A 780-nucleotide genomic window follows, 5' to 3' on the forward strand; every position below is an offset into this window, starting at 1 on the left:
CCGCCGCACCGCTCGCCCTGTGCCTGCTCGCCGCCGGCTGCGCCGCGGGCCCCGCGCCCGACCCCGCCGAACGGGACGTCCGCACCGCCGTCGCCGCCTGGGCCGGGCAGCCCTCCGCCCGGCCGGCCGGACTCCCTCTCGCGCAATGGGCGTACGAGGTCACCGGCGTGCGGCGGGACGGCCCCCGCGCCACCGCCACCGCCGAGCTGCGCTACCGCATCGACGGCTACGACACCGCCCCCGCCGGATCCGCCCGCGAAGTCCGGCTCACGAAGAGCGCCGGGCGCTGGACCGTCACCGGGGACACCGCCGCGCCGGGAGCGCCGCCGCAGCCCTGGGACCAGGGCCCCCTCGAGGTCGTCCGCGGCGCCCACGCGCTCGTCCTGCGCGCCGGCAGCGGCGGCCCCCACCCGGCGGACGTCGCCGCCGACGCCGACCGCGCCGTCCCCGCCGCGTCCGCCGCCTGGCCTCGGCCCTGGGCCGGGCGGGTCGTCGTCCTCGTCCCCCCGACCCAGGAGGCGATGGCCGCACTGCTCGGCCGGCCCCCCGCCGCCTACACCGGCATGGCCGCCGTCACCACCGGCAGCACCGGCGGCGCAGCCGGCCCCGCCGACCGGATCGTCGTCAACCCCGCCGCGTACTCCCAGCTCAGCGCCGCCGGGCGGAGCGTCGTCCTCACCCACGAAGCCACCCACGCCGCCACCCGCCGCGCCACCACCGAGCGCACCCCGCTCTGGCTCTCCGAAGGCTTCGCCGACTGGGCCGCCTACCGCGGGACCC

Annotated in this window: 1 pseudogene; it reads left to right on the top strand. The window is 80.9% G+C overall.

The features are described 5' to 3' along the window. Positions 1 to 780 (top strand): annotated as a pseudogene (locus EF903_RS36015) (hypothetical protein); the annotation flags it as partial.

Origin of the sequence: Streptomyces sp. WAC05292 (assembly GCF_003949955.1) — a bacterium.
Classification (GTDB): Bacteria; Actinomycetota; Actinomycetes; order Streptomycetales; family Streptomycetaceae; genus Streptomyces; species Streptomyces globosus.